Source organism: Nocardiopsis sp. MG754419, assembly GCF_018207095.1.
GTDB lineage: Bacteria > Actinomycetota > Actinomycetes > Streptosporangiales > Streptosporangiaceae > Nocardiopsis.
The window spans coordinates 1-7835 of the sequence record NZ_QOCZ01000204.1 but is presented as its reverse complement, the minus strand read 5'-3'; the positions used below and the strand labels follow the sequence as shown (position 1 = coordinate 7835).

Genomic DNA, 7835 nt, shown 5'->3' with positions numbered 1-7835 from the left:
CCCCCGCACCGGCCCACCACCCCCGGCCGCCGTCCGGGGTTGTTCTGGGGTCTGGTGGCGGTCGCCATCGCGACGGTCCTGGCCATCATGATGGTCGTCGCCCTGGCCCTGAACGGCTACTTCGACCGGGAGGCCGACCCCGTCCCCGGGGCCGGCGACCAGGGTTCCGTGGGGGAGAGCCCGGAGCCGGGTGAGGACGCGCCCCCCGATTCCACCCCGATCGAACCGGCGCCCACCGACGAGGACGGTGCGGCGTTCTCGGCCGACGAGGCGGTCCGTTACGAGGTCGACCGGGTCCACTGCGACAAGGAACTACCGGGCCGTTCGACCTCCACCGGTGGCCGGTATTGCGTGGTCGACCTGGCCGTGGAGAACCGGGGCGAGGCACCGATCGACTTCGGTTCCGAGGCGCAGAAGCTGGTCACGGACGACAAGCGCTGGCTCAAGGCCGAGACTCCGACCGCCACGGAGGTCCGGGCGAGCCTGTGGTCGACGATCGACCCCGGGGAGCTCGGTACGGGATCGGTGGTCTTCCTGCTGACCGTCGACGAACTCCCCGAGTCGCTGGAGCTCGTCCACCACCCGGACGTGGACCCGACCAGCATCAGGCTCCCCGCACCGGAGTAGGGGCGCTCACGGGCCGTCGGAGGCCACGCGGCACACGAACGAGGGCGGGGCCCGGCGCACGCGCCGGGCCCCGCCCTCGTTCACGGGGAGTCCTACTCCCACTCGATGGTGCCCGGAGGCTTGCTGGTCACGTCCAGCGTCACGCGGTTGATCTCGCGGACCTCGTTGGTGATCCGGTTGGAGATCCGGGCCAGCACGTCGTAGGGCACCCGCGACCAGTCGGCCGTCATGGCGTCCTCGCTGCTGACCGGACGCAGCACGACGGGGTGACCGTAGGTGCGGCCGTCGCCCTGCACGCCCACCGAGCGGACGTCGGCGAGCAGCACGACCGGGCACTGCCAGATGTCGCGGTCCAGGCCGGCCCGGGTGAGCTCCTCGCGGGCGATGGCGTCGGCCTCGCGCAGGATCTCCAGACGCTCGTGGGTGACCTCGCCGATGATGCGGATGCCCAGGCCGGGGCCGGGGAAGGGCTGGCGCCACACCATCTCGGCGGGCAGACCCAGCTCCTCGCCGACCCGGCGGACCTCGTCCTTGAAGAGCTCGCGCAGCGGCTCCACCAGGGTGAACTGCAGGTCCTCGGGCAGACCGCCCACGTTGTGGTGCGACTTGATGTTGGCGGTGCCGGTGCCGCCACCGGACTCCACCACGTCCGGGTACAGGGTGCCCTGCACCAGGTACTCGACCTCGGCGCCGGCCTCGCCGCTCTCGTCGACGACCTCGCGGGCCGCCTGCTCGAACACGCGGATGAACTCACGACCGATGATCTTGCGCTTCTCCTCGGGGTCGGTGACCCCGGACAGGGCTTCGAGGAAGCGCTCCTCGGCGTCGACCACCTTGAGCCTGGCCCCGGTGATCGCCACGAAGTCCTTCTCGACCTGCTCGGCCTCGCCCTTGCGGAGCAGACCGTGGTCGACGAACACACAGGTGAGCTGCTCGCCGACGGCGCGCTGCACGAGCGCCCCCGCCACGGCCGAGTCCACGCCGCCGCTGAGGGCGCAGATGACGCGCTTGTCGCCGATCTGCTCGCGGATCCGCTCCAGCTGCTCCTCGACGATGTTGACCATCGTCCAGGTGGGGCGACAGCCGGCCCCCTCGTACAGGAAGCGGCGCAGCACGTCCTGGCCGTGCTCGGTGTGCATGACCTCCGGGTGGAACTGAACGCCGAAGAGACGGCGGTCGGTGTCCTCGAAGGCGGCGACCGGGGCGCCCGCGGTACCGGCGATGCTCCGGAAACCCTCGGGGGCCTGGACGACGGAGTCACCGTGCGACATCCACACGTTGAGGTCCGCGGGAAGCCCCTCGAACAGCAGGGAGTCGACGGAGGCCGACAGCTGCGTGCGGCCGAACTCGCTCAGATCGGTCTTGTCGACGACACCGCCCAGGGCGCGCGTCATCGCCTGGAAGCCGTAGCAGATGCCGAGGGTGGGAACCCCGGTCTCGAACAGTTCGGCCCCCACGTTCGGGGCACCCTCGGCGTACACCGACGAGGGGCCGCCGGAGAGGATGATGGCCTTGGGTTTTCTCGCGAGCATCTCTTCGACGGGCATGGTCGAGGGGACGATCTCGCTGTGCACGTGACACTCACGGACCCGTCGCGCGATCAGCTGCGCGTACTGCGCACCGAAGTCGACGACGAGAACGGTGTCGAACGTGCTGTCAGCACCAACGGACACGACGGAGGACCTTCCGCAGAACAATCAGGATGTCCCCTCAGTCTAGGCCGTTCACCGTGTTCGGAGCGCCCCGGTCGATGTGCCGCCCCGCACTCGGCGGGCGCGGGCACGGACGGAGGGTCAGTCCGCGAAACCGCGGGGGTTGGTCGACTGCCAGCGCCAGGCGTCCCGGCAGGCGTCGTCGACGGTCAACTCCGCCTTCCAACCGAGGTCCCGGGCGGCGGCGGAGGGGTCGGCGTAGCAGACGGCGATGTCGCCCGGCCGACGTCCGACCACCTCGTACGGGAGGGTGGCGCCGCAGGCCCGCTCGAAGGCGTGCAGGCTCTCCAGGACCGAGGTGCCGCGTCCGGTGCCGAGGTTGTAGCGGCGGTGCCCGGGGGCGTCGGCCAGGTGGTCGACGGCGGCCAGGTGCCCGGCGGCCAGGTCGACCACGTGCAGGTAGTCCCGGACCCCCGTGCCGTCGATGGTGTCGTAGTCGTCGCCGTAGACGCTCAGGCGCTCACGGCGCCCGGCGGCGACCTGGGCGAGGTAGGGGAAGAGGTTGTTCGGCACGCCCTGCGGGTCCTCGCCGATCAGGCCGCCGGCGTGCGCGCCGATCGGGTTGAAGTAGCGCAGGGAGACGATCCGCCAGTCCGGATCGGCGGCGGCCAGGTCGTCCAGGATGCGCTCGGCGAACAGCTTGGTGCTGCCGTAGGGGTTGGTGGTGGACAGCGGTGCTTCCTCGGTGATGGGCACACGCTCCGGGTCGCCGTAGACGGTCGCCGAGGAGCTCAGGACCAGGTCGCGGACCCCGGCGGCGTCCATGGCCTCGCAGAGGGTGAGCAGCGCGTCGAGGTTGTTGCGGTAGTAGCGCAGGGGCTGCTGCGTGGACTCCCCCACCGCCTTGAGTCCGGCCAGGTGGATGACCGCGTCGATGTCGTGCCGGTCGAGGATCTCCCGCATGGCCACGGGGTCGGTGCAGTCGGCCCGGTGGAAGGTCAGGGTACGACCGGTGATCCGTTCCACCCGGCGCAGGGCCTCCTCGTGGCTGTTGACCAACGAGTCGACGACCACGACCTCGTGGCCGGCGTCGAGGAGCGCCACGGCGGTGTGGGAGCCGATGTACCCGGCGCCGCCGGTGAGCAGTACGTTCATCAGTCGCTTCCCTGGGAGTGAGGGTGCTGCGGACCCCTTCAGGATAGGCAACACCACGGCCCGGACCGGGTGATCCACACCGCACGCACGACCACCGGATTCGTACCGTGGCATGAGGCCCCGGGGCGCCGCGCTCTGTAGCGTGTGGGGGCATGTCCGTCCTGTCCCCGCGCTCGGTCCACACCCGTGCGTCGTCCTGGGCGCGTGAGCACGTGTTCGTCATGGACGCGACGTGGGCCGCGCTCTGGTTCGCCCTGGCGGCGGCGACCTGGCCGCTGTCGTCCTCCTCGACCCTCGCCTCCATCGCCTACCTGATCCTGGCCCTGGGGTGCTGTGCGGCGCTGAGCGTCCGCCGGGTCCGGCCGGTGACCTCCCTCGTGGTCCTGGCTCTGTTGTTGCTGCTCCAGGTCGGCTGGATGGGGCAGTTCACCACCCTGTCGGTGATCTGCGCGCTCGTCGCCGCCTACACCTCGCACGCGGAGCTGTCGGTGTGGTGGCGTCGGACGGCCCTGGCGGCACTGCTCTTGGGCTCGACCGGGGCCGTGCTGCTGGTCCCGGACGTGGTCTACGGCACCGACCTCCTCACCCGCGTCGCCTCGCTGGTGTCGTCCTGGACGACGCTGTCCCTGTTCGCCCTGCTCGGCACCGTGCGCAGGCGCGACCGGGAGGAGGTCGACCGGCTGCGGGAGCACGCGCGCCTGTCCGAGGCCCGTCGTGAACAGGAACTGCGGTTGGCCGCCCTGGACGAGCGCACCCACATCGCCCGGGAGATGCACGACGTCCTCGCGCACTCCCTCAACGTCATCGTCGCCCAGGCCGACGGGGGCCGCTACGCCGCGTCGACCTCGCCCGAGCGCGCGGTGGAGGCGCTGGAGACGATCGGGCGGGTGGGCCGCGCGTCCGCCGGGGAACTGCACCGGCTGTTGGGGGTGTTGCGCGAGGACGGACCGCGCGAGGTCGCGCCCGCCCCCGGTCTCGACGGGCTTCCCTCACTGGTGGAGGGGTATCGGGAGGCCGGTCTGCGCGCCCGTCTGGTCTGGAGCGGTGGGCCTTCGGGGAACGGGACGGCCGCCCCGCCCGCCAGTGTCGCGGCGACCGTCTACCGACTCGTGCAGGAGGCGCTGGCCAACGCCCTCAAACACGCGGGGCCGGTGGACGCTCGGGTGGAGCTGGCGCACACCACCGGACGCATCGTCGTCACGGTGACCAACCCCCTCCCTGCCGCGCCGGGCACCACCCGGGAGGGCGGCCATGGCCTGGTCGGTATGCGGGAGCGGGTCGCTCTGCACGGAGGCTCGCTCCGCGTCGGACCCGACGAGGAGACGGGTCTGTGGCGGGTCGGGGCCACGGTGCCCTGGGAGGAGGACGCGTGATCCGGATGGGACTGGTCGACGACCAGCGTCTGTTCACCGCCGGGATGGCCATGGTGATCGACTCGCAGCACGACATGGCCGTGGCCTGGCAGGCCGGCGACGGGGCCGAGGCCGTGGACCGCCAGCGCGACGACCCGGTCGACCTGGTGCTCATGGACGTCCAGATGCCGGGGACGGACGGCCTGACCGCCACGCGCGCGCTGGTCTCCTCGGGCGAGCGGTGCCGGATCGTCGTGCTCACCACCTTCGACACCGACGAGTACGTCGTCGAGGCCATCGAGGCCGGCGCGGCCGGGTTCCTGCTCAAGAACACACCCCCGGAGGAGCTCCTGTCCGCGCTGCGCACCGTGCACGGTGGCGACGCGGTGGTCTCGGCCAGCTCCACGGGGCGGTTGCTGCGCCACGTGCGCCCTCTGCTCGGAGGGCGCGCGGGACCGACGGCGCCGCCGGACCGGAGCACCCGTCGGGCGTTGGAGTCGCTGACCCCGCGGGAGCGGGAGATCCTCGCCGCGGTGGCGCGTGGACGCACGAACACCGAGATCTGCGCGTCACTGGTGCTGTCCATGCCGACGGTGAAGACGCACGTGGGCCACATCCTGGCCAAGACCGGCTCCCGGGACCGGGTGCAGGCGGTGCTGTTCGCCTTCCGGTCGGGGTTGGTGGACCGGGCGGACCTGCTGCGCGACGCCCGACCGGGCCGCTGACCGCGCCGACGGGGTCCCGGAGGCACCCGCACGGGGCTCCCCTGCCCCGGTACGAGCCGCGATCCGGTACCGCGGTCCGATGTGTCCCGCGGCCTCGTCGGTGGAGTCTTCTCGGCGGAAGGAGGCTCCATGAGTCACGTCATCACCACCGAGGGTCTGACGAAGACCTACGGGTCCCGAACGGTCGTGGACTCCCTGGACCTGCGGGTGCCCGAAGGGTGCGTGTACGGGTTCCTCGGGCCGAACGGGTCGGGCAAGTCCACCACCATGAAGATGCTGTTGTCACTGGTCCGGCCCAGCCGGGGCGCGATCAGCGTCTTCGGCCGTCCCATGGACCGACGGACCCGGCACGAACTGTCGCCGATGATCGGTTCCCTGATCGAGTCGCCGCCCGGGTACGGGCACCTGACCGGGTGGGAGAACATGGCGATCGTCCGGCGCATGCTCGGCCTGTCCGAGCGGCAGGTGCGACGCGCCATCGCCACCGTGCGGCTCGGCGACCACATGGACCAGCGGGTCCGCGCCTACTCGCTCGGCATGAAACAGCGCCTGGGCATCGCCATGGCGCTCGCCCGCGAGCCGCGACTGCTCGTTCTGGACGAGCCCACCAACGGGCTGGATCCGTCCGGTATCGAGGAGATCCGCGAACTCCTGCTGTCCCTGGCCGACGAGGGCGTCACCGTGATGGTCTCCAGCCACCTGCTCGACGAGGTCGACCGGATGGCGTCCGTGCTGGGGATCCTCGGGCGGGGAAGGTTGGTGTTCCAGGGGACCCGGGAGGCGTTGTTCGATCGCAGTGTCCCGGACCTGGTCGTGGACACCCCCGAACCGCGCCGCGCGCTGGAACTGGGCATCCCCGCGGTGCGGGTGCGCGGGGGCGTGCGGGTGTCGGGGACGACCGACGACGGGACCGCCGAGCTCGTGCGGCGTCTGGTCCACCACGACGTTCCCGTGCACGGGGTGCGCCGGGTCCGCCGTTCGCTGGAGGAGGTCTTCATGGACCTGACCGGGCGCGAGGGCCTGTCATGATCCGGACGGCCGTGACGCTGGAGGTCCACAAGTCCCGGCGTCTGCGGGTGGGGGTGCTGTGCCTGGTGATGGTGGCTTCCGTCGTCGCCCTGGCCGGGATGAACCTCTTCTCGGACGCGACCCGCGCGGGCTTCTCCGACCCGGCGGCGCAACCCTGGGAGGCCCTGCTCCTGAACCAGGTGCTCATGACGGCCATGACCGCGCCGATCCTGGTGGCGGTGCTCGCCGGCCGGCAGGTGGACATCGAACACCAGGGGCGGGGATGGACCCTGGCGCGGGTGGCCGGGTTCGGTCCGGGCACCCTGTGCCGGGCCAAGGCGGTGGTCCTGGGCGTGGTGCTGACCCTCACCACCGGAGCGCAGTCGGTGCTGCTGCTCGGCGCCGGTCTGGCCGCGGGGATCACGGTCGCACCGCCGCTCGCCCTGTGGGGGCGGTACACGTTCTGCCTGGTCCTGGTGAACCTGGCGCTGCTGTGCCTGCACCTGTGGCTCGCCGCCCGGGTGGAACACCAGCTCGTGGGCCTGGGGGTCGGCCTGCTCGGCGCCTTCTACGCGGTGTTCTCGCTGCTCATGCCCGTGTGGGCGGCGTACCTCCTGCCCTGGGGGTACTACGCGGCGATCTCGCCGCTGGCCATGAGCGGCGACCACCTGGTCCGGTCCGGCCCCGTCCCCTGGCTCCTCGCCCTGTTCCTGGGCGCCGCCGCGACCCTGTTCCTGCTGGCCTGTCGGCGGCTCGACCGGTCCGAGGGAGGTCCTGCGTGATCGTCGCCGAACTCACCAAACTGCGCCGATCGGCCCTGTGGGTCGTCGCGGTGGTCCTGCCGGTGCTCGCCGTCTCGGCGGGCACCCTCAACTACGCGGGCAACCAGGACGTGCTGTCGACGGGGTGGGGAGCCTACTGGTCCCAGGCGGTGCTGTTCTACGGCCTGTTCTTCATGTCGATGGCGATCTCCGTGCTGGCCTCCGCCGCCTGGCGCATGGAGCACCGAGGGCACAACCGGAACCTCCTGCTGTCCACCCCCGCGCGGCCCGCGGCGATCGTGGGCGCCAAACTCGTCTCGCTCACCCTGGTCGTGGCGGCCATGCAGGCCGTCCTGCTTCTGGCGGTGGCCCTGACCGGACGGTTCCTCCTGGGGTTGGAGGGCGCCACACCGTGGCGGTACGCGGCCGTGGCGCTGACCGCGGTGGTCGCCGCGTTGCCGGTGGTGGCCCTGCAGTCCCTGCTGTCGATGGTGATCCGGTCCTTCACACCACCCGTCGCGCTGGGGCTGTTGGGGAGCGCGGTGGGGGTGGGGG

At 71.6% G+C, this 7835-nt stretch carries 8 protein-coding genes; 6 read left to right on the top strand and 2 right to left on the bottom strand.

Features of this window, described 5'->3' with window-relative positions:
• A partial coding sequence (locus tag DSY14_RS25605; protein ID WP_211719176.1) for a DUF4352 domain-containing protein occupies nt 1-627 on the top strand: 627 nt, incomplete at its 5' end.
• 92 nt (nt 628-719) lie between these two features.
• On the opposite strand, the gene guaA is transcribed toward DSY14_RS25605, so the two are convergent.
• Both guaA and galE read right to left on the bottom strand, forming a co-directional pair.
• Complete coding sequence (guaA, locus tag DSY14_RS25600; RefSeq protein ID WP_211719175.1) at nt 720-2300, bottom strand: glutamine-hydrolyzing GMP synthase; 1581 nt, start codon at nt 2298-2300, stop codon at nt 720-722.
• Between the two features lie 120 nt (nt 2301-2420).
• A complete protein-coding gene (gene galE / locus DSY14_RS25595) occupies nt 2421-3434 on the bottom strand; it encodes a UDP-glucose 4-epimerase GalE (protein WP_211719174.1) in 1014 nt (337 codons plus the stop codon).
• 152 nt (nt 3435-3586) lie between these two features.
• On the opposite strand from galE, the gene DSY14_RS25590 reads away from it, so the two are divergent.
• The 5 genes from DSY14_RS25590 to DSY14_RS25570 form a co-directional block, all read left to right on the top strand.
• Nucleotides 3587-4807, top strand: coding sequence for a sensor histidine kinase (locus DSY14_RS25590; protein WP_211719173.1), 1221 nt, complete (start codon nt 3587-3589; stop codon nt 4805-4807).
• Entirely contained in the window at nt 4804-5511 is a 708-nt protein-coding gene (locus tag DSY14_RS25585) for a response regulator transcription factor (RefSeq protein ID WP_211719172.1), read from the top strand. The genes DSY14_RS25590 and DSY14_RS25585 overlap by 4 nt, the downstream gene beginning before the upstream one ends.
• Nucleotides 5512-5640: 129 nt before the next feature.
• Nucleotides 5641-6540, top strand: coding sequence for an ABC transporter ATP-binding protein (locus tag DSY14_RS25580; RefSeq protein WP_211719171.1), 900 nt, complete (start codon nt 5641-5643; stop codon nt 6538-6540).
• Nucleotides 6537-7301, top strand: a complete 765-nt coding sequence (locus DSY14_RS25575; protein ID WP_211719170.1) for an ABC transporter permease — start codon at nt 6537-6539, stop codon at nt 7299-7301. Before DSY14_RS25580 ends, DSY14_RS25575 begins: the two co-directional genes overlap by 4 nt.
• Nucleotides 7298-7835, top strand: a 538-nt coding sequence (locus DSY14_RS25570; protein ID WP_211719169.1) for an ABC transporter permease, incomplete at its 3' end; no start/stop codon positions are given. The genes DSY14_RS25575 and DSY14_RS25570, both read left to right, overlap by 4 nt.

Coding starts and splice junctions, on each gene's coding strand:
- galE (WP_211719174.1), bottom strand. CDS start 3,434: ATGAACGTACTGCTCACCGGCGGCGCCGGGTACATCGGCTCCCACACC.
- DSY14_RS25590 (WP_211719173.1), top strand. CDS start 3,587: ATGTCCGTCCTGTCCCCGCGCTCGGTCCACACCCGTGCGTCGTCCTGG.
- DSY14_RS25580 (WP_211719171.1), top strand. CDS start 5,641: ATGAGTCACGTCATCACCACCGAGGGTCTGACGAAGACCTACGGGTCC.
- DSY14_RS25575 (WP_211719170.1), top strand. CDS start 6,537: ATGATCCGGACGGCCGTGACGCTGGAGGTCCACAAGTCCCGGCGTCTG.